22 protein-coding genes are annotated in these 22,387 nt (G+C 72.5%); 11 read left to right on the forward strand and 11 right to left on the reverse strand.

From position 1 onward, the window contains the following. Positions 1 to 40 precede the first annotated feature (40 nt). Entirely contained in the window at positions 41 to 1,507 is a 1,467-nt protein-coding gene (locus tag BGP73_RS03980) for a hypothetical protein (protein WP_170837736.1), read from the forward strand. A gap of 115 nt (positions 1,508 to 1,622) precedes the next feature. On the opposite strand, the gene BGP73_RS03985 is transcribed toward BGP73_RS03980, so the two are convergent. After that, positions 1,623 to 2,033 (reverse strand): VOC family protein, encoded by a 411-nt coding sequence (locus tag BGP73_RS03985; RefSeq protein WP_069811967.1) that lies wholly within the window; start codon positions 2,031 to 2,033, stop codon positions 1,623 to 1,625. Between the two features lie 275 nt (positions 2,034 to 2,308). Here BGP73_RS03985 and BGP73_RS03990 point away from each other — a divergent pair, with 275 nt between their 5' ends. The 3 genes from BGP73_RS03990 (at position 2,309) to BGP73_RS04000 (ending at position 5,454) form a co-directional block, all read left to right on the forward strand. Further along, on the forward strand, positions 2,309 to 3,907 hold the full coding sequence (locus BGP73_RS03990; protein ID WP_069811968.1) for an ABC-F family ATP-binding cassette domain-containing protein: 1,599 nt from the start codon (positions 2,309 to 2,311) through the stop codon (positions 3,905 to 3,907). 390 nt (positions 3,908 to 4,297) lie between these two features. After that, entirely contained in the window at positions 4,298 to 4,519 is a 222-nt protein-coding gene (locus BGP73_RS03995; protein WP_069811969.1) for a helix-turn-helix domain-containing protein, read from the forward strand. A gap of 149 nt (positions 4,520 to 4,668) precedes the next feature. Further along, complete coding sequence (locus BGP73_RS04000; protein ID WP_069811970.1) at positions 4,669 to 5,454, forward strand: enoyl-CoA hydratase/isomerase family protein; 786 nt, start codon at positions 4,669 to 4,671, stop codon at positions 5,452 to 5,454. Between the two features lie 157 nt (positions 5,455 to 5,611). Here the strand turns inward: BGP73_RS04000 and BGP73_RS04005 are convergent, their stop codons facing one another. After that, entirely contained in the window at positions 5,612 to 6,934 is a 1,323-nt protein-coding gene (locus BGP73_RS04005) for an MFS transporter (protein WP_069811971.1), read from the reverse strand. Between the two features lie 498 nt (positions 6,935 to 7,432). Then, the gene (locus BGP73_RS04010) at positions 7,433 to 7,711 is read right to left on the reverse strand and encodes a hypothetical protein (protein ID WP_069811972.1); all 279 of its coding nucleotides are present in this window, start codon (positions 7,709 to 7,711) and stop codon (positions 7,433 to 7,435) included. 69 nt (positions 7,712 to 7,780) lie between these two features. Between BGP73_RS04010 and tap the strand changes: the two genes are divergently transcribed. Next, complete coding sequence (gene tap, locus BGP73_RS04015) at positions 7,781 to 9,961, forward strand: telomere-associated protein Tap (RefSeq protein WP_069812117.1); 2,181 nt, start codon at positions 7,781 to 7,783, stop codon at positions 9,959 to 9,961. Positions 9,962 to 9,964: 3 nt separating this feature from the next. Further along, positions 9,965 to 10,519: a telomere-protecting terminal protein Tpg gene (gene tpg / locus BGP73_RS04020; protein ID WP_069811973.1), complete on the forward strand. Its 555-nt coding sequence runs from the start codon at positions 9,965 to 9,967 to the stop codon at positions 10,517 to 10,519. 94 nt (positions 10,520 to 10,613) lie between these two features. Here the strand turns inward: tpg and BGP73_RS04025 are convergent, their stop codons facing one another. Then, positions 10,614 to 11,510 carry a nucleopolyhedrovirus P10 family protein gene (locus BGP73_RS04025; protein ID WP_244501066.1) on the reverse strand — a complete coding sequence of 299 codons (897 nt, stop codon included), beginning with the start codon at positions 11,508 to 11,510 and terminating at the stop codon, positions 10,614 to 10,616. Between the two features lie 122 nt (positions 11,511 to 11,632). On the opposite strand from BGP73_RS04025, the gene BGP73_RS04030 reads away from it, so the two are divergent. Genes BGP73_RS04030 through amaP form a run of 5 tightly spaced genes read left to right on the forward strand, consistent with a single transcriptional unit; the run spans position 11,633 to position 14,005 of the window. Beyond that, positions 11,633 to 12,133 carry an Asp23/Gls24 family envelope stress response protein gene (locus BGP73_RS04030; protein ID WP_069811974.1) on the forward strand — a complete coding sequence of 167 codons (501 nt, stop codon included), beginning with the start codon at positions 11,633 to 11,635 and terminating at the stop codon, positions 12,131 to 12,133. Positions 12,134 to 12,176: 43 nt separating this feature from the next. Next, complete coding sequence (locus BGP73_RS04035) at positions 12,177 to 12,368, forward strand: hypothetical protein (protein ID WP_069812119.1); 192 nt, start codon at positions 12,177 to 12,179, stop codon at positions 12,366 to 12,368. A 41-nt stretch (positions 12,369 to 12,409) separates the two neighbouring features. After that, entirely contained in the window at positions 12,410 to 12,805 is a 396-nt protein-coding gene (locus BGP73_RS04040; protein ID WP_244501067.1) for a hypothetical protein, read from the forward strand. Next, complete coding sequence (locus BGP73_RS04045) at positions 12,802 to 13,401, forward strand: DUF6286 domain-containing protein (RefSeq protein WP_079127170.1); 600 nt, start codon at positions 12,802 to 12,804, stop codon at positions 13,399 to 13,401. The genes BGP73_RS04040 and BGP73_RS04045 overlap by 4 nt, the downstream gene beginning before the upstream one ends. Before the next feature lie 7 nt (positions 13,402 to 13,408). After that, positions 13,409 to 14,005 (forward strand): alkaline shock response membrane anchor protein AmaP, encoded by a 597-nt coding sequence (amaP, locus tag BGP73_RS04050; protein WP_069811976.1) that lies wholly within the window; start codon positions 13,409 to 13,411, stop codon positions 14,003 to 14,005. A gap of 58 nt (positions 14,006 to 14,063) precedes the next feature. On the opposite strand, the gene BGP73_RS04055 is transcribed toward amaP, so the two are convergent. The 7 genes from BGP73_RS04055 to BGP73_RS04085 form a co-directional block, all read right to left on the reverse strand. Then, positions 14,064 to 14,819, reverse strand: a complete 756-nt coding sequence (locus tag BGP73_RS04055) for an SDR family oxidoreductase (RefSeq protein ID WP_069811977.1) — start codon at positions 14,817 to 14,819, stop codon at positions 14,064 to 14,066. A 4-nt stretch (positions 14,820 to 14,823) separates the two neighbouring features. Then, positions 14,824 to 16,608 carry a glycoside hydrolase family 15 protein gene (locus BGP73_RS04060; RefSeq protein ID WP_069811978.1) on the reverse strand — a complete coding sequence of 595 codons (1,785 nt, stop codon included), beginning with the start codon at positions 16,606 to 16,608 and terminating at the stop codon, positions 14,824 to 14,826. Positions 16,609 to 16,685: 77 nt separating this feature from the next. After that, a complete protein-coding gene (locus tag BGP73_RS04065) occupies positions 16,686 to 17,480 on the reverse strand; it encodes an SURF1 family cytochrome oxidase biogenesis protein (protein WP_069811979.1) in 795 nt (264 codons plus the stop codon). A 50-nt stretch (positions 17,481 to 17,530) separates the two neighbouring features. After that, positions 17,531 to 17,767 (reverse strand): hypothetical protein, encoded by a 237-nt coding sequence (locus BGP73_RS04070; RefSeq protein WP_079127198.1) that lies wholly within the window; start codon positions 17,765 to 17,767, stop codon positions 17,531 to 17,533. Positions 17,768 to 17,857: 90 nt separating this feature from the next. Then, positions 17,858 to 18,868, reverse strand: a complete 1,011-nt coding sequence (locus BGP73_RS04075) for a DEDDh family exonuclease (protein ID WP_069811981.1) — start codon at positions 18,866 to 18,868, stop codon at positions 17,858 to 17,860. A gap of 276 nt (positions 18,869 to 19,144) precedes the next feature. Beyond that, positions 19,145 to 20,692 (reverse strand): S8 family peptidase, encoded by a 1,548-nt coding sequence (locus BGP73_RS04080; protein WP_069811982.1) that lies wholly within the window; start codon positions 20,690 to 20,692, stop codon positions 19,145 to 19,147. A gap of 85 nt (positions 20,693 to 20,777) precedes the next feature. Then, positions 20,778 to 22,304 carry a S8 family serine peptidase gene (locus tag BGP73_RS04085; protein WP_069811983.1) on the reverse strand — a complete coding sequence of 509 codons (1,527 nt, stop codon included), beginning with the start codon at positions 22,302 to 22,304 and terminating at the stop codon, positions 20,778 to 20,780. Positions 22,305 to 22,387 lie beyond the last annotated feature (83 nt).

Below are 22,387 nucleotides of genomic sequence, written 5' to 3' on the forward strand. Positions count from 1 at the left end.
CCGATTGGGCTTTCGGGCCGTCACCGGCAACACTGCTCCTGTGACGTCCCGTACACCACGCGACTCCAGACTCCAACTCGTCCCGCGACGACCGATCGCCGCCGCTCGCCAGGCGGTGACCACACGGCGACAACGTCCGGGGACCCCAGCCTGGGGGGCTTCGGCCCCCCGCCCTCCCGCGGGGACACCCGCCTTGGCGGAGCTGGCCCGGCAGGCCCGGGCCGGGCTCGCCGACGCGGTGCGGATCGCCCGGTGGGCGAACGACGGGTCAGGCGGGGGCACCAGGCTCCGCCCGGGCAGCGTCGGTTCGCTCCTCGACCAGGCGGCCGAACGCGCCGCCACCGACCTCGGGGCGACCGCCGCCGAGGTGCGCGCGGCATGGGACCGGGCGCGGTTGGCCGGGCTGGTGGAACTGCACGGCGACACCGCCAGACCCGGCTGGCGGCTGATGGTCTGGGACAGCGACGACACCGCGGTGCTGCGGGGCTGGGTCGCCCTCTTCGACGCCTGGTCGATCGCCCGTCCCGCCCCGGCCGCCTTCGCCCCCACGCTCGTCGCCGAAGTCGTCGAAGCGGTCCCCCAACTCCTCTCCCTGCTCCAGCTCTCGGACGGCCCGGTGCTCATCCCGGCCCTCCAGGACCTCCTCGAACAGCGCGTCGCCGAACTGCACACCGAACGCTGCGAGGTGCCGTACGAGGCCCTCGACGGCCCCTCGGTCGAGGCGGGGCACAGCCTCCCCGCCGACGGGCCGACGCACCCCCAGGAACTCGGCAGCATCGGCGGACCACCCCCGCCCGCACTGCTCAACTGGGTCCTCGACAGCCTCGCCTCGGTGGGCGCGCTCACCTTCGAGGACGGGCAGGCGACCCTGACCCCGCTCGGCAACTGGGCGGTCTGGGTCAAGCTGGAGCAGATCTGCGTGGCGGCCCAGAGCCCCGCGGGGAACATCGAGCAGTCGGCCCCCGAGATGCTGCGCGGCTGTTCCCGACTCACCCCCGGCCCGGCCCGCGCCGAGTACCGGGCCTGGCTGGCGGCCCGGCCGGTCGGCAGCGCCGTCACCGAACTCCTGGACGCCGCCCGTGGAGAGGACGCCCTGCTGCGCGGCCTCGCCTTCGAGGCGCTGCGGGTGGTGGGGGCACCGGCCGAGACCGCGGTCCGGAGCGCCACCGACGACCCCTACCTGCGGCCGTACGCACTGCTGTGGCTGGCGGAGCAGGAAGGCGGCGACCCGGACGACAGCCCCGAGGTGCTCACCCGGGAGGAGGCCACCTGGCTCTGGGTGGACACCGCCGCCGCGGTGCTGGACCACGGCGACGCGCAACTGCTCGTGCGGCACCTCGACTCCGCGGTGCAGGGCACCGTCCCGGCGCTGCTTGAGGAGGTGCGCGCGGTAGGCCACCCGCGCACCGTGCAGGTACTGGTGGCCCTGGCCGCGGCACATCCCGATCCCGCGCTCGCCAAGGCGGTGCGCCGAGCGGCCTTCCAGGTGCACACCGGCGAAGCCTGACCGGTACCGCCCGGGCCGGCGGAGCCTTGCGGCTTCGCCGGCTCCGGTACGACCGGCCGCGGTGGCATCGGCCGCCGAGGCCCCACCGGTCGAGCTCGGACGGGTGGCCTGGCGCTCAGCCCGGGGTGCTCGGCGCGTAGGTACCGAAGCTCCAGAGGTTCCCCTCCAGGTCCCGGGCCAGGTAGTCCCGTCCGCCGTACTCCTTGTCCCCGGGCGGGGCCAGGATCTCCACGCCGCTGGCCTGAGCGTGCAGGTAGTGCGCGTCCACGTCCTCGACCACGACGTAGACGCCGGTGGGCCCGGCACCGCTCATGACTTCGGCGAACTGCCCCCGCTTCGACCTGGTGCCGAGCATCACCACGCCGTTCCCGTAGGCCAACTCGGCGTGCGCCACGACCCCGTCCGCACCCTCGTACACGGCCACCTCGGTGAACCGGAAGGCCCTCTTGAGCTGTTCCAACGCGGCCCTCGCGTCGGTGTAAAGCAGTGTCGGGCAGATCGTCGGCCGACTTCCGGCTCCCGCCATGCGGACCACTCCTCCTCGCGCCCGGCTCCGATGCTCCGATTCGACCCCCGGGCGGCCGGATACCCCTGCCGCCACGCCGGGAGCGGGCGAGGCAGCCCCCCGGACGCCCCGGGGAAATCCGGTTGCCGCCCCCGGTAGACTCACCGCATGCTCTCAATCTTCGTGCACTAGACGGCGTCGAACGCCGGCCCGCCGCTGCCGTGACGCAGCTGTGCCGGGCGGCGCACCCTCTGGTCCGCCCAAGAGACGCCCGAAACTGCCCTGGAGCCCTTCCCGTGATCACCGCAACCGGCCTTGAGCTGCGCGCCGGCGCCCGACTCCTCATCGAGTCGGCTTCTTTCCGCATCGCCAGGGGCGACCGTATCGGCCTGGTGGGCCGCAACGGCGCCGGAAAGACCACCCTCACCAAGATCCTGGCGGGTGAGGGCACCCCGGCCGCAGGATCGGTGACCCGGACCGGCGGCGTCGGATACCTCCCGCAGGACCCGCGCACCGGGGACCTGGAGGTGCTCGCCCGGGACCGGATCCTTTCCGCCCGGGGTCTGGACTCCGTGCTCCGCAAGATGCGGGAGAACGAGGAGCGCATGTCCAGCGGCCAGGGCGGCACCCGCGAGCGGGCGATGCGCAAGTACGAGCGGCTGGAGACGGAGTTCCTCACCAAGGGCGGATACGCCGCCGAGGCGGAGGCCGCCACCATCGCCGCCAGCCTGGGACTACCCGACCGGGTGCTGGGGCAGCCGCTGCACACGCTCTCCGGCGGCCAGCGGCGCCGGGTCGAACTGGCCCGGATCCTCTTCTCCGACGCGGACATCCTCCTGCTGGACGAGCCGACCAACCACCTCGACGCCGACTCGATCGTCTGGCTGCGTGACTACCTGAAGAGCTACCACGGCGGTTTCGTGGTCATCTCGCACGACATCCAGTTGGTCGAGACGGTGGTCAACAAGGTCTTCTACCTGGACGCCAACCGCTCGCTCATCGACGTCTACAACATGGGCTGGAAGCAGTACCAGACCCAGCGGGAGGCCGACGAGCGGCGGCGCAAGCGGGAGCGCGCCAACGCCGAGAAGAAGGCGGCGGCCCTCAACGCCCAGGCCGACAAGATGCGGGCCAAGGCCACCAAGGCCGTCGCCGCCCAGAACATGGCGCGCCGCGCCGAGCGGCTGCTCTCGGGGCTGGAAGCGGACCGGGCCGCCGACAAGGTGGCGAAGCTCCGCTTCCCCGACCCCGCCCCCTGCGGGAAGACGCCCCTGGCGGCTGAGGCGCTGTCGAAGTCCTATGGCTCGCTGGAGATCTTCACCGATGTCGACCTGGCCGTCGACCGCGGGGCCCGGGTGGTCATCCTGGGGCTGAACGGAGCGGGCAAGACCACCCTGCTGAGACTGCTCGCCGGGGTCGAGAAGCCCGACACCGGGGCCGTCACCCCCGGCCACGGACTGAAGCTGGGCTACTACGCACAGGAGCACGAGACCCTCGACCCGGATCGCACGGTGCTGGAGAACATGCGTTCCTCGGCTCCGGACCTGGACCTGGTGGACATCCGGAAGACCCTCGGCTCCTTCCTGTTCTCCGGCGACGACGTGGACAAGCCCGCCGCGGTGCTGTCCGGCGGGGAGAAGACCAGGCTGGCGCTGGCGACACTGGTGGTCTCCTCGGCCAACGTGCTGCTGCTCGACGAGCCGACGAACAACCTCGACCCGGCGAGCCGTGAGGAGATCCTGGGGGCGCTGCGGCGCTTCACCGGCGCGGTGGTGCTGGTGACGCACGACGAGGGAGCGGTGGAGGCGCTGCAGCCCGAGCGGGTCATCATGCTGCCGGACGGTGTCGAGGACCTCTGGAGTCGGGACTACGCCGACCTCGTCGCCCTGGCGTGAGCCCTTCGGCTCCTCCGGAGGCCGTGGGCCGGCCGGAGGGCGTGTCGGCCATGCTCGGACGGGTTTCCTTGAATCATTCGGCCGATCGCCGATCCTTCATCTGGGTGAGTCGAGGTCGTACAGCGGTGCGTCACCGAGAGAACAGCCGGACTTCGTGATCTTCGGCGCCGCCGTGGTCCGGGTTCCCAGAATGCCGCGATGACCAGTGCGTTTGCTTTTCGATCATGATCGCTCAAGAGAGTTCGATCATTCGGAATTCCGCGTTCCGCCCATTTTCCCGCGCTGCCTCGCAGGCAAGGTCGTCGTACCTACCTTGCCGAATGGGTGGCCAGGAAGCCCGCTAGGGGTGATCATGAGAGTCCAGAGCGCACTTCCTACGAGGAGGCACGGGTGGCCGAGACTCTGAAGAAGGGCAGCCGGGTTACCGGCTCCGCGCGCGAAAAGCTCGCGGCTGACCTGAAGAAGAAGTACGACTCCGGAGCAAGCATCCGGGCGCTGGCCGAGGAAACCGGCCGCTCTTACGGATTCGTCCACCGTATGTTGAGCGAATCGGGAGTGACCCTCCGCGGCCGCGGTGGCGCCACACGGGGTAAGAAAGCCGCCTCGTCCTGACGTCCTGGTCCTTGGCGGGCCGTCGGTCAGGGGCAGTCGCCACCCGGTCGGCCAGTCGGTCGCCCGGGTGGTTACTGTTCGGTAATGCAGCCTTTCGGTGAAGCACTCCGCCGACCGGGCTGATCGACCGCGGCCCACCGGAGGACCCGATGACTGTGTTGGACCAGGACGGCGTACGGCTCACCGTCGACGACAGCGCGTCCGTCGCCACGGTGACCCTGGCCAACCCCGCGCAGCGGAACGCCCAGACGTTCGCGCTGTGGCGGGCGCTGGCCGAGGCGGGACGACGGCTGCCCGGCAGCGTCCGGGTGGTGCTGCTGCGAGCCGAGGGGAAGTCCTTCTCCGCCGGACTGCACCGGCAGGCGTTCGAGCCCGACGGCCTGGACGGCGAGCCCTCGATCGGTGACCTCTTGGCCCGGGGTGAGCAGGGGCTGGACGCGGCCCTCGCGGAGTTCCAGGAGGCCTTCACCTGGTGGCGGCGGACCGACCTGGTCAGCATCGCCGCGGTGCAGGGCCATGCGATCGGCGCCGGTTTCCAACTCGCGCTCTCCTGCGATCTGCGGGTCTGCGCCGCGGACGTGCGGTTCGCCATGCGGGAGACCGGTCTCGGGCTGGTGCCCGACCTCACCGGCACCCACCCGCTGGTCTCCCTGGTCGGCTACGGCCGGGCGCTGGAGATCTGCCTCACCGGGCGGTACGTCTCCGGGGAGGAGGCTGAGCGGATCGGCCTGGCCAACCTCGTGGTGCCCGAGGCCGAGCTGGACGCCGCCGCCCTGGACCTGGCCGCGGCGGTGCTGGCGGCTCCCAGGGACGCCGTGATCGAGACCAAGGCGCTCTTGCGGGGAGCGCCCGAGCGCTTGTACGACGAACAGCGCGCCGCCGAACGGGCGGCACAGGCCCGGCGCCTGCGCGACCTCGCCGGGCTGGGGGAGTGAACCGGCCTCCGAGCGGTTCCTCCGCCCGCTAGGGACCTCGCCCGCAAGCCCGCAGCCCGCCCGCCGCACGGAGCCCCCGTGCGGCGGGCGGGCTGCGGCCGTCGAGGTGCCCGCTCCGCCGCCTTGGCAGGAGCGGCGAGGAAACCCGCATCGGAGGTCAGTCGCGCCTCATGGGGGCCGGTACGTACCGCCAGAAGGCCGGCACCGCGAGGGCGAGTGCGGCGACGGCGAGGACCACGAGCAACCCGCCGCCGGTCGTGGCCGAGCGCGCGCCCGCCGCCTCGCCCACGGTGCCGTGCAGGAGGTCGGCGAGGCGCGGGCCGCCCGCGACCACGACGGTGAAGACGCCCTGCATCCGGCCGCGCATCTCGTCGGTGGCCTCGGACTGGAGGATGACACCGCGGAACACCATCGAGATCATGTCGGCGGCTCCGGCGAGCGCGAGCATGAGGGCCGCCAGCCAAAGGGAGTGCGCGAGGCCGAGACCCGCGACGGCGAGGCCCCACGCGGCGACCGACAGGACCACCATCACGCCGTGCCTGCGGATATGGGAGTAGAGCCCGGAGAAGACCCCGCACAGCAGTGCGCCGACGGGTAGCGCCGCGTACAGCACGCCGAGCGCGATGTCGCCGCCGAAGTACGAGTGCGCCATCTCGGGGAAGAGGGCGCGGGGCATCCCGAGCACCATCGCGGCGATGTCGGCGAGGAAGGAGACGAGGAGGAGCTTACGCGGCCACAGGTAGCGGAAGCCGTCGAAGACGTCCCTGAGCCCGGCGCGGCGCGCGGCTACCTTGAGCGGCGGCAGCGACGGCAGCTTCCACACCGCCCACAGTGTGATGACGAGCGCGAGCGTGTCGATGAGGTACAGCGTCGATATGCCGAGCAGCGGGGCGAGCGCCCCGGCGAGCAGCGGGCCGAGGATCTGCCCGAACTGCGCGACGGTGGAGGTGAGCGCGGTCGCGGCGGGGAGTTGCGCCTCCGGTACGAGACGGGCGACAGAGGCGGTACGGGTCGGGGCGTTGATGCCGAAGAGCGCCTGCTGGAAGGCGAGCAGGACGAAGAGCACCGTGAGGGACTGCATCCCGAGCGCGGCCTGAACCCAGAAGAGGAGCGAGGTGAGGGCGATGCCGGCGTTGCTGAAGAGCAGGAGCGTGCGGCGGTCGCGCAGATCGGCGATGGCGCCGCCCCACAGTGCGAAGACGATGAGCGGCACGAGGGCCACGGCTCCGGCGACGCCGACGAGTGCCGAGGACCCCGTGTCTTCGTAGATCTGGAGCGGGACGGCGACCGCGGTGAGCTGGCTGCCGATCGCGGTGACGGCGGTTGAGGACCACAGCCGGCGGAAGGGCTTGATCCGCAGCGGCGTGGTATCGACGGTGAAGCGTCTACGGCGCTGGGCCGGTTCGGGTGGCGCGGCCTCGGGGTTCCCGGTCTTCGCGGCCTCGGCCTTCGCGGCGGGCTGATGAGTGCTGTCGGCCACCCGGGGACTCCGTATTCCCGGCAGGCAACGGTCTGTGCAACGACGCGCCGCCTCCTGCCGTGTCGTTCTGGGCAGAAAGCTGTAACGCGTTGACTGACGTTAACGCCTACGGTCGCGGGTCCCGGCGCGGGAGATTCCCTGGGGCTCTCCGTCGAGGCGCGTGAAGCCGCACGGCCCGAAGGTAACCGGAAGGGCGGAGACCGGTCAACCTGCGGTGATGTAGGGATGGTCACAGGGACTCGACCAGGTGGATGCCCCGCTCGGCTTCAACTCGACGCGGAACACGCGTCGTCCGGAGCCCACCTCTGGACCAGCCGGCCGCGCCCTCGAAGGGCACCAGGCCGCCGTGCCGCTCCGATCACGGGGTACCGCCGGATCGGAGCGGTCGCGCACCCCTGGCCGTCGCCACCCAGGAGGCACCGGGCCGGTATCGGTCCGCGCGTGCCGGCCGGTATACCGCCTACCGTCTGCGGGCCCGGCGGCGGGCCCTCCCCGCGGTTAGCGCGGATGTCGGGCGAAGTACCGGGCCAGGGCGTCGAGTTCGAACCGCGGGACGCCGGTGTGCCCGGCGCAGGTCGGCGCGGGCCCGCTCGGCGGCGGCCCAACGGGCCGGTCACCTCTACCGGGATGTTCGACGGTGGCCGCGGCGAAGCCGTACTCCGCCGCGTGGTACTGGGCCCGCCCCGCAAGCCGGGGACGCGTCTTGTGCAGTCCGAGCGGCGGGGGACTGATCAGGACCAGCGGCGCGGCCGGGGATGCGGACGCGGGGAACAGCATGGTCGCTGGATGATCGTTTCGTGGTTCGGCGAATGTTAGCGTGAACGGCGAATCGTGGTGGAGGTGTCCGTGTCCGAGTTGTTCGAGGCAGTCGACGCGCTGATCGCGGGGCAACCCGCACTTCCTCCCCCCGTCGAGCGGGAGCGGTTGCGCAAGGCCCACGGCCTGACCCAGCAGCAGGTAGCCGTCGCCCTGAACGTGCGCCGGCCGACCGTCGTGTCGTGGGAGAGCGGCAGAACCGAGCCGCGGCCGCCGCAACGCGAGGCCTACGCCCGCCTGTTGCAGAAGCTCGCGGAGCTCTACCCCCCGGCGCCCTCGACACCGGCCGAGGGGGCCGGAGAACATGGGACCTTCACGGGTCCCGCGGCGCCTGCGCCCCGAGCGGCCGACGAGAAGGACCACGCGGCCGTCACCGCCTTGGCCCCCGCATCGCCTCGCACCCGCTCGGCCGAGCCCCCGCCGACGTCCCGGCGGCCCGTGTCGAGGAAAGCCGCACCGAAGCCGGCCCCCGGGCCCGCCGGTGGTGATCCGCGCTTCGAGAACGGGCCGCTGGCCGTTGTCGACTTCGCGGACGGCCAGGTGTCGGCGTACTGCCTCGGGGGGCTGCTCCTGGACGTGCCCGCCAGGAGCCTCCCGGCCCTGGTCGACTGGACCCTCGCCGAAGCCCGGCTCGGCCAGCCGAGGCTGTCCGGGCCGGGCAAGGACGCGGACCCGCTGCTCGTGCTCACCGAGTCCGCCTGCGAGCGGTACGGACTACCGGCCCATCTCGCCCCGGAAGAGCGGTTGTCGGGACGGCTGCCGGAGGACCACAAGGTCATCAGGCAGCTGACCCGGGCGAACTGGCAGCTGACCAAGCGTGGCCTGGGTCCTTGGGCGCGGATCTACCGTCCGGCCGAGGGCGGACAGCGGCGCTGCGTGCAGTTGTGCGTCCCGGGCTGGGACGCGCTCGACACCCGGCACTGGGCCGATGCCGGCCGGCTTCCGCCGGCGGACCTCGCCCGCCTCCTGGGCGCCTACGCGACACGGGTGATGACGCCGCGCGGCTCCACCGCCGTCACCGGCCTGGAGTTGATGACCGCCCTGCACCCGCCGACGCGGGCGAGCGAGCCGGACGAGAACGGCGTCCGCCACAGCCGGCACAACCCCGGCTCGCTCGGGAAGGACCCCGTGGAGTGCGCGCCCTGCGAGGCACCCGACGGGCACCCCCTGCTGGCGGACCTGCCCCGGTTCCACCAGCGGACCCCGGCCGAGATGCTCATGGAGGAGGCGTACGACTGGGCGCGTCCGCTCACCGATTCCGAATGCCTCAAGCCGTACCTGGTCGGCATCGACGTCAACATGGCCTTCGCCGCCGGAGCCAACGGCACGATCGTCGGACTCGGCGCCCCCACGCACGTCAGGCGGCCGGTCTTCGACCCGAAGCTGCCCGGTTCGTGGCTGGTCGACCTCAGTCACGTCGACCTGTCGAAGGTGAAGTCCGGCAAGGAGTGGGTGGAGCTGGACGACACGCTGCTGCCCAGCCCGTTCACGCCGAAGGGCGAGCGGCCCGAAGGCCCGGCCTGGTATGCCACGCCGACCGTCGCCTACGCGGTGGAGCTCGGCTACGACGTCGCTCCGATCGAGGCGTGGGTGCGGTACGACAACGGCCGCTACCTGGACGGCTGGTACACCCGGTTGCGCGACGCCTACGTGAGGACGATGGCCGACCTGGGAGTCACCGGCGACCTGCCGCCGGAGGACTTCCTCGCGGCGATGGACGGCTACCGGGCGCGCGACCCCCAGCTGGCGATCGTCCTGACGGCGATCAAGGCCACGGTCAAGGGCGGTATCGGCAAGCTCCGCGAGCGGCCCCGCGGCGGTGGCTGGCGCCCCGGCCAGCCGTGGCCGGCTCTCGCCCGCCCGACCTGGCGGCCGGACATCCGAGCCGCCGTCATCTCCCGCACCCGGGTCAACATGCACCGCAAGGTGGTCAAGCACGCGGCCGCCACCGGGCAGTACCCGGTAGCGATCCTTTCGGACTGCGCCGTGTACCCGGCCGCCGGCCCGTCCCCGCTGGACTTCCTGCCCTACCGGGACGGCAAGCCCCTGCCGGGCGGCTGGAGACTCGGGGTCTCTCCCGGAATGGTCAAGCACGAGGGCACCCAGAGCGTGCTGTGGGGCGAGGGCCTGCGGGAGGAACACGGCCCAGAGCTCAACCTCGCCCGCTACATCAAGGACGGCGACGTCACCGCCACGGACAACGGGGAGTAGACGATGAGCCTGTTCGGGGACGGACTCGACAAGGCCGTGCAGCGGGCCTTCACCCGCCCCGTCCCGAAGTCGGCGGGCGCTCGGATGCGATACCTCGTCAAACAGCTCAAGGGCACCAGGGCGGTGGCCGAACTGCTCGGGATCTCCCAGCGCACCGTCGAGCGCTATGTGAAGGACCAGATCAGACGGCCCCGCAGACAGCTCGCCGACCGGCTTGAAGATGAGGTGACCAAACGGTGGCAGCCGCAGGTCCGCGCCAGGGCCAAGAAGGCGGCGGCCACCACCGGCGGCATCGTCATCGACACCCGGGCCCGCTTCGGCTACACCGCCGCCCCGGGCAGCACCGACGATCCCCGGCTCCGCCACCTCACCGTGGCCCTACCACCGCAGTACGCCGCCCGGCTCTTCGAGGCCCAGGACCAGGGGGCATCCGACCGACACCTCCAGGAGATCGCCGCCGAAGGCCTCCAGGAGACGTATTTCAAGGACGGAGGCCGCCGCGCCGCCGGACTGCTGGTGGAGTACACCGACCCGGAGCACGTCGAGTTCGACCTGTAGGAGCGACAGCAGACGGGGAGGGGGAGCCTGGAGCGGAACCGGATGTCCCGGTGGGTGCGTCGCACCCCCGCGAACGGTCGTTCGGCCGGCTGCTTCAGCCGTCGACGGCGGTCACCAGCGCCGCGACCGTGACCCGGTGTCCCGGGCCGGCCGTGCCCGCCGCGCCGGCCACGGCGGCCCGGACCGCGGTGGCTACATCCAGCGCCCGGTGGCCCGCGGCCGTGGCGATCTGCACCCGTACGTGGCGGGGAGCACCGGGGCCGCCGTCCCCCTCCTCGGTCAGGACCGCCTGGCCCAGCGACCCGAGGACGGGGGCCAGCCGGGTCACCCCGGGCACCGACTCCGCGGCCCGGACCAGATCCCGGGGCGGCGCTTCGCCCGTCGGTGTGAGAACCAGGGCGGGATCCCCGTCCGCGGCCGGTTCCGGGACGTCGCCCTCCGGCTGGCCTCCGGGGGGCCGGCCGCCGACGGCCGCCTCCGGGGGGCGCTCGGCCGACTGGTCGAGCAGTTCGACGATCCGCAGGTCGGCCCCGGCCAGCGGCAGCCCGAGACGTTCGTCGGCGGCGATCAGTAGCTTCCGGCGGAGGCGCTCGGCGGTGTCCGGCAGCGGTGCGCGAGCCGCCAGGGCGCAGTCGGCCGTGATGCGCAGCATCCCGTACGGCAGCGCGCTCGGCGGGGGCGGCACCGGGGGAGTCCCGGCCGGTGCTCCAGCGGAAGACGTTCCCCCGGGTGAGGTACCCGGCCCGGCCAGGCCGATCCGGAAGCGGTCCAGGAGCAGCACGTCGGCCAGCTCCGCGGCCGACTGGCGGAGGACACCGCACGCCGCCCGCTCGGTGATCCAGCAGCCGTCCCGCGGGCCCCCGAGCGGCAGCAGCCGCCCCGACGCCAGCTGCCGGCGTACCGCCTGGGCCCAACCTGTCGGGGCCACGCCTTTCGAGACCACGCTGCTCACCCTCGCCCGTCCGCTTCCGGAACCGTCGCCTTCGCTCATATCCGCTCCCCACCCTGCCGCAGCCCCGTCCGCTCCGCTGCCGGAGCGGGAACGCGCGACCGCACCTAGTGTTGGGGAATGTGAGCCGTAAGTCTGGTTTCTCCTGAAAGGGGTGGTCTGGGATGGCTGACCACGCACAGCAGACCGGGGCCGGCGAGTCGGGAGCGGGTAGCGGGGCCTCGGGGGGAAGCTCCGGTAAGGGCCTCGGCGGGCGCCAGGGTGGCGGAGACCCGGCGGCCCGTGGCCGGACCACCATCGCCGACGGCGTCGTCGAGAAGATCGCCGGACTGGCCGCCCGCGATGTCGTCGGCGTACACGCCATGGGCAGCGGACTGGCACGCAGCCTCGGGGCGGTGCGGGAACGGGTGCCCGGGGGTGGGAAGTCCGTCACCCGGGGCGTCAAGGCCGAGGTGGGCGAGGTGCAGACGGCGCTGGACCTGGAGATCGTCGTCGAGTACGGCTTCGCCATCGCCGATGTGGCGCGCACCGTGCGGGAGAACGTGATCTCGGCCGTGGAGCGGATGACCGGTCTGGAGGTCGTGGAGGTCAACATCGCGGTGAGCGACGTCAAGCTCCCCGATGAGGAGGACGAGGAAGAGGAGGGTGAATCGCGGTTGCAGTAGCCGAAGCGGTGGGGGAGGCGGGACTTGAGCGAGGGAGCTCATGATGAGCATGACGAAGTTGGGCGTGATCGCCGGAATGGCCCTCGGATTCGCCGGCTACTTCGGTGGCTTCGGAGCCTTTCTCGTGGTGGCGGCGCTCGCGGCGGCGGGGTTCTTCGCCGGCCGGTACCTGGACGGTGAGCTGGAGCCCGGCGAGTTCTTCCGTCCCCGTGAACGCGGCGACCGGCAGCGGTGACCGCGGTGCCGGGGGCGACGAGTGAGGAGCGAGTACCGGCCGTGGGAGACCGCGGCGCCACACACATCGAGCCCCGGGTCGTGGCGAAGATCGCCGCACAGGCCGCGGTGGAGGCGCTGCGCGGTGAAGCCTCCGGCCGCTGGGTGCCGAGTCGGCGCTCCGTCCCCGACACGAAGGTCTCGCTGCGGCGGGTGCCGTCCCGGAAAAAAGGCGGGAAGAGCGCCCGGTCGGCCGCGGTCCACGGAGAGGCCCGGGTGAAGATCTCCCTCGATCTCGGCTATCCGGCCGATGTCGGCGCCCAGTGCGGTGCGGTGCGCCGCCGGGTCGTCGAGCGGGTGGGGGAACTGGCCGGGATGGAGGTGCCGGAGGTCGCCATCGCGGTGGAGCGGCTCCACTCGGCCCAGACCGGGCGTCCGGAGGGGGGCAGGGTCCGATGAGCCATGCGGATGCCCAACCGCCGGCCCCGCCCTCGGCCGGCGGAGGCAGGTCGGTGCGCCGCTTCTGGTCCACCCGCCGGGTGCCCGCCACCGTGGTGGCGCTGCTGTGCACCGCCGGGATCGGGCTGGCGCTGTACGACCTGGCTTCGGTGCGGCTGAAACAGCCCGAGATGACCTGGCGGCGGCGGCTCTCCCAGGAGTTGGCGACCCGGCCGATCGACGACGTCTGGGTGATCACCGGGGCCGCGGTGGCGATGGCCGTCGGGCTCTGGCTCATCGTGCTCGCGCTGACCCCCGGCATGCGGTCGCTGCTCTCGATGCGGCCGCCGGAGGGCGGCGAGGAGGTGCGGGCCGGTATCGACCGCTCAGCGGCCGGGCTGGTGCTGCGGGACCGCGCCATGGAGGTCGGCGGGGTGCAGAACGTCCGGGTCGACGTGGGCCGACGGAGAGTGCGTGCCGAGGCGAGAGCTCACTTCCGGGAGTTGGACGCGGTGCGGGAGGACCTGACCGCGGCGCTCGACGACGGGGTGCGCGAACTCGGGCTGCGCCGACGGCCGCGGTTGTCGGTGCACGTTCGGCGGCCGAGGAAGAGGTGAGCTGAGCATGCTCAGAGCGGTCAACCGGGTACTGCTGGGCCTCGCCGGGCTGATCCTGTTCGGTCTGGGCGGTGCCGTGCTGATCGGCGGCCTCGACCTGCGGCGCCACTGGGGCTTCTCGCTGCCGAAGCGCTGGCCCTTCGACCGCCCCGGCGGGGTACTGCTGACCAACGCGGACCGGACGCACTTCCGCTCCGCCGGATGGTGGTGGCCGGTCGTCTTCGCGGTGTTGGGCGTCCTGCTCGCGCTGCTGCTCTGGTGGCTGCTGGCGCAGCTGCGGCCGGGGAGGCTCGCCGAGGTCGTGGTGGACAGCGGAGACGGTGTCGGAGCCCGGCTGAGCGGGACGGCGCTGGCGGCAGCGCTGGCCGCGGAAGCCGAGGCGCTGGACGGGGTCTCCCGGGCGCGGGTGGCGCTGATCGGGCGTCGGAGGGCCGCCAGGGCACGGATCCGGCTGCTCCTGGAGGCCCACGCGGACCCGGGGGAGACCCTGGCCAGGTTGAGCGGTGCCGGGGTGCGGCACGCCCGGCAGTCCGCGGGGCTGGACCGGCTGCCGACGGAGGCCCGGCTTAAGGCGGTCCGGCACCGCCCGGAGCGGGTGCTCTGACCGGCGCGGCTCCGGTATCCCGGCCCCAGCGGGCGGGGTACCGGAGCGGTGCGGCGCCTCAGAAACCCCGACGCATACCGCCGTCGACCGGGATCACCACACCGGTGAGGTAGGAGGCCGCGGGGGAGAGGAAGAAGGCGGCGGCCCGGCCGAACTCCTCCGGTGCACCGTACCGACCGAGTGGGATCCCGGCGGTGCTGCTCGCCCGGGCCGCCTCCGGATCGCCGCTCATGGCGTCGAGCTCCCGGACCCGGTCGGTGTCGATCCGCCCCGGGCTCAGTCCGAGTACCCGGATGCCGCGCGGACCGACTTCGGTGGCGAGGGACTTGGCGAAGCCCGCCAGCCCGGGGCGAAGGCCGTTGGAGATCGCGAGGTTGGTGATCGGTTCGTGCACCGAGCTGGAGAGGACGAGTCCGACCACGCCGCCCTCGGACAGCTCCTGGACGGCCGCTCGGGCCAGTCGGACCGCGCCGAGGAAGACCGAGTCGAAAGCGGACCGCCACTGCTCGTCGGAGATGTCGCCGATCAGTCCGGCCGGCGGACCGCCCACGCTGATCAGGAGGCCGTCGAACCGGCCGAAGTGCTCCCGGGCGGCTGCTATCAGCCGTTCGGGCGTCTCCGGGTCGGCGTTGTCGGCGCCGACACCGACCGCGTTCCCGCCGAGTCCGGCGGCCGCGGCGGCGGCGTCCTTCTCGTTCCGGCTGGTGATCACCGTCCTGGCACCTTCGGCGACCAACTCGCGGGCGGCGGCCAGGCCCAGCCCGCGGCCCCCGCCGGTGACGACGTACACACGGTCTTTCAGTCCAAGATCCATGCCCTCATGGTGAACCATCGGCACCTGAGAGCGCGAGTGCCGAGTTGACCAGGCCGACGTGACTGAACGCCTGCGGGTAGTTGCCGAGCTGCCGGCCGGCGAGCGGATCCCACTCCTCGGCGAGCAGCCCGACGTCGTTGCGGATCGCCAGCAGCCGCTCGAAGAGATCACGGGCCTCGGCGCCGCGCCCGGTGAGGTGGAGGGCGTCGGTGAGCCAGTAGGAACAGGCGAGGAAGGCCCCCTCCTCGCCCGGCAGCCCGTCCACGGTGCCGTCCTCCGAACTGTAGCGGCGGAGGAACCCGCCGTGGCTGAGCTCCCGGCGGACCGCGTCCACGGTGCCGACCACCCGTGGATCGCCGGGGGGGAGGAAGCCCACCCGGGGGATGAGGAGGCTGGCGGCGTCAAGTTCGGTGGAGCCGTAGTACTGGGTGAAGGTGTTCCGCTCCGGGTCGTAGCCCCGCGAGCACACCTCCTTGTGCACTTCGGCGCCCATCGCCCGCCACCGTGTGAGGTCGCCCTCGATCCCGGGGTGCGTCCGCATGGTCTGGATGACCCGGTCCGCCGCCACCCAGGCCATGACCTTGGAGTGGACGAAGTGCCGGCGCGGCCCGCGGACCTCCCACAGGCCCTCGTCGGCCTGCCGCCAGTTCGACTCGAGATGGTTCATGATCGCGGTCTGGATCTGCCAGGCGTGCTCCTCCTGCGGCAGCCCCCGCTCCCGGGAGAGGTAGAGGGAGTCGAGCACCTCGCCGTAGACGTCCAACTGGAGCTGTTCCACGGCGGCGTTGCCGATCCGGACCGGGGCCGAGGACTCGTAGCCGGTCAGCCACGGGACCTCGTACTCGGTCAGCCGCCGCTCGCCGGCGATCCCGTACATGATCTGGAGGTCCGCCGGCGAGCCGGCAACGGCCCGCAGCAGCCAGTCCCGCCAGGCCGCGGCTTCCTTGAGGTAGCCGCTGGAGACCAGCGAGTTGAGGGTGAGCGTGGCGTCCCGCAGCCAGCAGTACCGGTAGTCCCAGTTGCGGACACCGCCGATGTGCTCCGGCAGGGAGGTGGTGGCCGAGGCGACGATGCCCCCGCTGGGGGCGTAGGTGAGCGCCTTCAGGGTGAGTAGGGAGCGCAGCACCGCGTCCCGCCACGGGCCCTGGTAGGTGCACTGCGCCGACCACCTCTCCCAGCCTTCGAGGGTCTGCTCCAGGGCCTTGTACGGGTCGATCCGGCGGGGTCGCCGCTCGTGGGACGGGTGCCAGGTGAGGACGAAGGCCACCCGCTCGCCGGCGGAGACCGTGATGTCGGCGTGGGTCGAGAAGTCCTTGCCGTACGTGGGCACCGAAGGCTCGCTGCGCAGCCAGACGGAGTCCGGTCCGGCGATGGCGATGTGGTGGTCGTCGGCTCGGCGCATCCAGGGGATGATGTTGCCGTAGTCGAAGCGCAGCCGGATCTCGTTCTCCACCCGCACCCGGCCGGAGACGCCCTCGACGATCCGCACCAGCTCGGGCGCCCGGTCCCGCTGCGGCATGAAGTCGGTGACCCTGACGCTGCCGTCCGCGGTTTGCCAGAAGGTGTCCAGCACCATGGTGTCGCCGCGGTAGGACCGGCTGGTGCACTCGCTGCGGCCGGCGGGGGCGATCCGCCACTGACCGTTCTCCTGGTCGCCCAGCAGTGCGGCGAAGCAGGCCGCGGAGTCGAAGCGGGGCAGGCACAGCCAGTCGATGGAGCCGTCCCGGCAGACGAGCGCGGCGGTCTGCAGATCGCCGATCAGCGCATAGTCCTCGATGCGTCCCGCCACGCTGCCTCCTTCCAGGTCGGAAGCCCGGCTCCCCTGCCGGTAGCCTGCCGGGGGTCGGTGCGCCCCGCGACTCGGGCTCAGGCGGCGACGGCGGGGCGGGTTCCCTCCGTTCGCACCGCGGCCAGCCGGTCCCGGCGCTCTCGGCGGACCAGTACCACCCAGCCGATCGGTACCCCGGCGGCGAACAGCCACCACTGGACGGCGTAGGCCAGGTGTACGCCCACCCCGTCGTGGTCCGGTTCGGCGACCGTCTCCGGCTGCCCGTCGCCGGGCGCCGGAGCGGTCCCGGTCAGCTCGATGTAACCGCCGAGCACCTGCCGGCCCAGCCGCTCCGCCTGCTGGCCGCTGTTGATCAGCATGACCTGGCGGTCGGGGAGTCCCCGCCGGTCCTTGATGCCGCTGCCGCCGCTGGTCTCGTCGGCCTTCAGCCGGCCGGTGACGGTGACCTCGCCGGTCGGGGCGGCCGGCACCTCCGGGAAGGCCGTCAGGTCACCACCGGCCGGGATCCAGCCCCGGTTGACCAGGACCACCCGGCCGTCGGTGAGCTCGAGCGGGGTCAGCACGTAGTAGCCGATGCTGCGGTCGTCGCTGCCGGTGCGCTGGCGGACCACCACCTCGTGCTGCGTGTCGTAGCGTCCGGTCGCCCGGACCGGACGCCACACCTGCGACCCGGGGACCTCGCGGTCCGGTGCGGCGAGTCGCTGCACCGGGACGGCGGGTGCCCGGAGGTTCTCCTCGATCAGCTGGTTCCGAGCGACCCGCTGCTCATGGCGGTGGAACTGCCAGAAGCCCAGCTCGACCATGACCGGGATGACGGCGAGCGCCACGAGGGTGAGGATCACCCACTGCCGGGACAACAGGAAGCGGTACACCCCACGACGGTACATCTCGGTCGCGACCTGCCGGGCGGGTGGGGCCCGGCTCAGACGTGGTCGACGATGCCCGCCCGCCCCTCGGCGCGGGCGCAGTGCGCCCCGCAGTAGAAGTGGCCCGCCGCCTCCACCCCCTGGCCGATGATCCGGCACCGGCAGTGCTCGCAGACCGGCGCCATCCGGTGGATGGCGCACGAGAAGGAGTCGAAGACGTGCCGCGCGCCGTCCTGGGTCTCCACGTAGAACGCCATGCCGTAGTCGTTACCGCATACCTCGCATCGTGCCATGAGGCGCATGGTGCAGAGCGGGGCGGACCGGGGCAAGGACGGCGGCTGGCGGGTCGGCGACGCTCTACCCGGCTGGCGGAGTCCCCGGGCTCACCGGTCCTGCTGCGGCACGACGTCCCGCAGCAGCTGGGTGAAGGCCGCCTCGTCGATGACAGGGGTCCCGAAGGTGCGCGCCTTGACCGCCTTGGAGGTGGCCGAGTCCGGATCGTTGGTGACCAGCAGGCTGGTCAGCCGGGACAGGCTGCCGGCGATGTGCAGCCCGGCCTCCGTGGCGCGGTCCTCCAGCAGCTCCCGATCGGTCGAGGTGTCGCCGGAGATGGCCACCCGCATGCCCTGGACCAGCGGCCCGCCGGGCTCGTAGCGGCCCGGGTTGGGGTACGGGCAGGCAGGACGCTTCCGGCTCGGGCGCCAGGTGTTCGGACGATGGGAGGCCTGGCGGCCGATGGAGCGGCCACCGCCGGCCGGAGCGCCGTCGGCCCACTCCGTCAGCGGCCGGCAGGCCAGCAGCGGCAGCCGCAGGCCCGCCTCGGCGGCGAGCCGGAGCGCCGGACGGAACGCCTCGGCCAGTACCCGGGCGTCGTCGAGCGCGTGGTGGGCCCGCTGCTGCACCACCCCGTAGTGCGCGGCCAGGGTCTCCAGTTTGTGGTTGGGCAGCGGGAGCGCCAGCTCCTTGGAGAGGGCGATGGTGCACAGCCGCTGGCGGACCGGCACGGTCAACCGGGCCCGGGCGTACTCCCGGGCCAGCATCGACCAGTCGAACATCGCGTTGTGGGCGACCAGGACCCGGTCGGCCAGCCGCTCCGACAGCTGTTCGGCGATCGCCGGGAAGAGCGGGGAGTCCCGGAGCATGTCACTGGTGAGGCCGTGGATCCAGACCGGTCCCGGATCCCGTTCGGGGTTGATCTGGGTGTACCAGTGGTCCTCCACCTCGCCCCGGGCGTCGAGCCGGTAGACCGCCGCCGAGACGATCCGGTCGTCACGCGCCAGTCCGGTGGTCTCCACGTCGACGACCGCGTAGCCCTTCGGATACGTGGCGGGCCACGCGTCGGGGGGCGGGGACGGCTGCTCCTCGACGAGGGGGGCGGTGCGGTCTTCGAGCATGGATCACGAGAATACGTGGCCCGGCTGACGGTCCGCCGCCGCCCCTGCCGGGAGAGCGATTTGGGTGGTCTCCGGGGTGGCCGAACCCCGTCGGCCCGGCGATGGAGCACGGCTGTGGGGACGTCACCTCGCCTGCCCGGCACACCGGTTGGCCCGGGGATCCGGGAGCCCGCACCGCCGGGCCGGCGGAGGGCGGGCCCGGCGGAACGCCCGCGGCGGCCGGTGCCGGCTCCCCGGGAGCCCGCACCGGCCGCCGCTGACGGCACGGCTCTCAGATCACCGCCGGACGGCGTCCAAGGCGTCCGCCATCCCGGCCCCGTAGAAGCCGTTGAGGTTCCGGCCGCCCTGGCAGACCGCGTCGATCTTCCCGTCGCCGTCGATGTCGTACGGGTCGGTGCAGGGCATCGGGTCGGCCCCGAACTTCAGCAGCGCCTTGACAAGGGCCGGCGGAGCCTTCGGGTGGGTGCTCTTGATGAGCGCGGCGACCCCGGCGACGTGCGGGGAGGCCATCGAGGTGCCGGCCATGTAGCCGTACTCGCCGCCAGGGAGGGTGCCCAGGATCAGACCGCTGGTGGCGGGCTCCTCCGGAGGCTGGAAGGAGGTGCTGTCACCACCGGGCGCGGCGATGTCGATGACACCGCGACCGTAGTTCGAGAACGAGGACTTCAGCCCCTTGGCGCCGGTGGCGGCCACGGTGACGACACCCGGCAGCTGGGTCGGGATGTCCGGGCACACCGACGGGTCGATGTCGCGCCCGCCGGGCACCCCGTCGTTCGGGCTGGACTCGTCGAGGATCGAGTCGGAGGCGAGGTCGAAGTTGGAGTTGCCGGCCGCGGCGACGTTCACCACGCCCTTGCGCTCGGCGTAGCGGGTGGCCCGGAAGACGGCGTCCCGGAGCGCCTTCTGGTCCGGGTCGTCCGTGCAGTTGAACATCCACGGGTCGACGTAGTAGCTGTTGTTGGTCACGTCCACGCCGTGCTCGGCCGCCCAGACGAAGCCGCAGACCACCGCCTCGGTGTAGAAGTAGCCGTCCTCGGTCGAGACCTTGATGCCGGAGACCTTCACCCCGGGGGCGACCCCGGTCATTCCGACGCCGTTCTTCGCCGCGGCGATCTCGCCCGCCACATGCGTGCCGTGCGGGCTTTCCTGCTCGTTCGGCCGCCAGGCGCCGTCGGTGGTGTCCGGGGTTCCGGCGACGCAGTTGACCGACGCCCGGCGGTCGAAGTTGGGGGCGAGGTCGGGGTGGGTGTCGTCGACGCCGGTGTCGATGACGCCGACGGTCACCTTCGAGCTGCCGAGCGACTTCTCGTGCGCCTTGTCCGCCTTGATGGCGGGCAGGTCCCACTGCAGCGGCTGGAGCGGGTCCTCGCCGGCCTTCGCCCGCCGCGACGCCTCCTTCACCTCCGCCTCGGTCAGCTGCTGGGGAGCTCCGACGTCGGTGGTGCTCTGGGCCGACAGCGGAGCGTTGCGGGTGGCGCCGGCCGACTGGACCCCTCTGACCGAGCGGATCGTCTTGGCGAAGTCGGGATTCGCCGAGTGCACGACGATCACGCCGATCGTGTCGTAGGAGTGGACGACCTCACCGCCGGCCTTGGCGATGGCCTTCTGGGCGTAACGCGCGGCCACCTTGCCGGGCAGGACGTTGACCACGTAGCTCAGCGACTCGCCGTCGTAGGCGGTCGCCGGCGCGGTGCTGCCCTGCGCACCGGCGGTGCCCGTGGGCGCCGCGGTGGCCGCGCTCGGCAGGAAGGCCAGGGCGGTGGCCAGGGCCGTGCCCACGGGTATGGCGACTGCGCGACGGGAGTGGGCGAGGCGCGACGTCATGGGTTTCTCCAGTTCTTCGGGTGGGAGGTGGGAAGCCGCGGGGGACGGGGACCGGCCGGCCGCCCGTCCCGCGCGCGTCGGGGCGTCAGCCGCGGACGGCGTCCAGGGCGTCGACGATGCCGAAGCCGTAGAAGCTGTTGACGTGCTGGGTGCCGGTGCACTCGGCGTCGACCTCACCGTCGCCGTCCGGGTCGTACGGCTCGTCAGGGCAGCCCGGGTTGTGGGCCTGTGCCCTGAGGAGCCAGCGCACCTCCTGCGGGCTCGCGTCCGGCCGTACGCTCCTGATCAGGGCGGCGACCCCGGCCACGTGCGGTGCGGCCATCGAGGTGCCCTGCAGGTAGGCGTAGTCACCGCCGGGCATCGTGGAGAGGATCCGGCCGTCCTTCGCAGGCAGCTCGGGAACCTGGCGGGAGTCCCCGCCCGGAGCGGCGACGTCGATCTGGTTCCGGCCGTAGTTGGAGTAGTAGGACTTGAGCGAGTGCACACCGGTGGCGGCGACGGTGACCGAGCCGGGCAGCAGCGCCGGGACGTTCGGGCAGGCTGTCGGGGCCACGGTGCGTTCGACCGGGGTGGAGTCGTTGGGGCTGCCGGCGTCGACGATCGAGTCGGAGGCGAGGTCGAAGTTGGAGTTGCCGGCCGAGGAGACGTTCAGCGTGCCCTTGCTCTCGGCGTACTCCGCGGCCCGGGCGACGGCGTCCCGGATCGCCTTCTGGTCCGGGTGGTCCCCGCAGTTGAACATCCACGGGTCGACGTAGTAGCTGTTGTTCGTTACCTGGACCCCGTGGTCCGCGGCGAAGACGAAGGCGCAGACGACGGCCTCGGCGTAGAAGAGGCTGGAGTCCGGCTCGGCCACCTTGATGGACGCGACCTTCACGCCCGGCGCGACACCGGCCACGCCCACCCCGTTGCGGGCGGCGGCGATCTCTCCGGCGACATGCGTCCCGTGGTAGTCCTGCGGGGTGTACGGGCGCCAGGCGCCCTTACCTGTGTCGGCCACCCCGCCCACGCAGTTGGCCGACTGCTTCTTCGAGAAGTTCGGGGCGAGGTCGGGGTGGGTGTCGTCGACGCCGGTGTCGATGACCGCGACGGTCACCTTCCGGCTGCCCGGGTTGACCTTCGCTGCCCGGTCCGCCCTGATCGCCGCGATGTCCCACTGCAGCGACTCCAGGGGTTCCTCGCCCCTGGCCTCGGCGGCGGCGCGCAGCGGGGCGGCGGGCTCCGCGAGCCGCTCCGGCTCGCCGACCTCCGTCGTGGCCAGCGGGGTCAGCGGGGCGGTTCGGGTGGCGCCGGCCGACTGCACCCCCTCGGTGCCGCGGAGGATCCGGCCGAAGTCGGGATCGGCCGAGCGGGCGACGATGACGCCGATCTTCTTGTGGACCGTGACGACCGAACCGCCCGCACGGACGACCGCCTTCCTGACCTGGCCGACGGCGCCGCGGTCGGTGGTGTTGACCACGTACGACAGCACTGGGCCGTCCTGCCCGGCCGCCGTCACCGCCGGAGCCTGCGGGGCGGCCGAGGCGGCGCCGGGCAGGAAGGCGAGGGACGCGGTGAGCGCGAGCCCGACCGATACGCCGAGCGCGCGCCTGGGTCTGGACCGGAGATGAGCCATGGGTCTCCACATCATCTGCAGGACCGTCCGATCGCGGAATGCGCGGACAGGTACATGACGACGGAAACTAGCGCCGAACAGTA

The organism is Streptomyces sp. TP-A0874, from assembly GCF_001748085.1.
GTDB lineage: Bacteria > Actinomycetota > Actinomycetes > Streptomycetales > Streptomycetaceae > Streptomyces.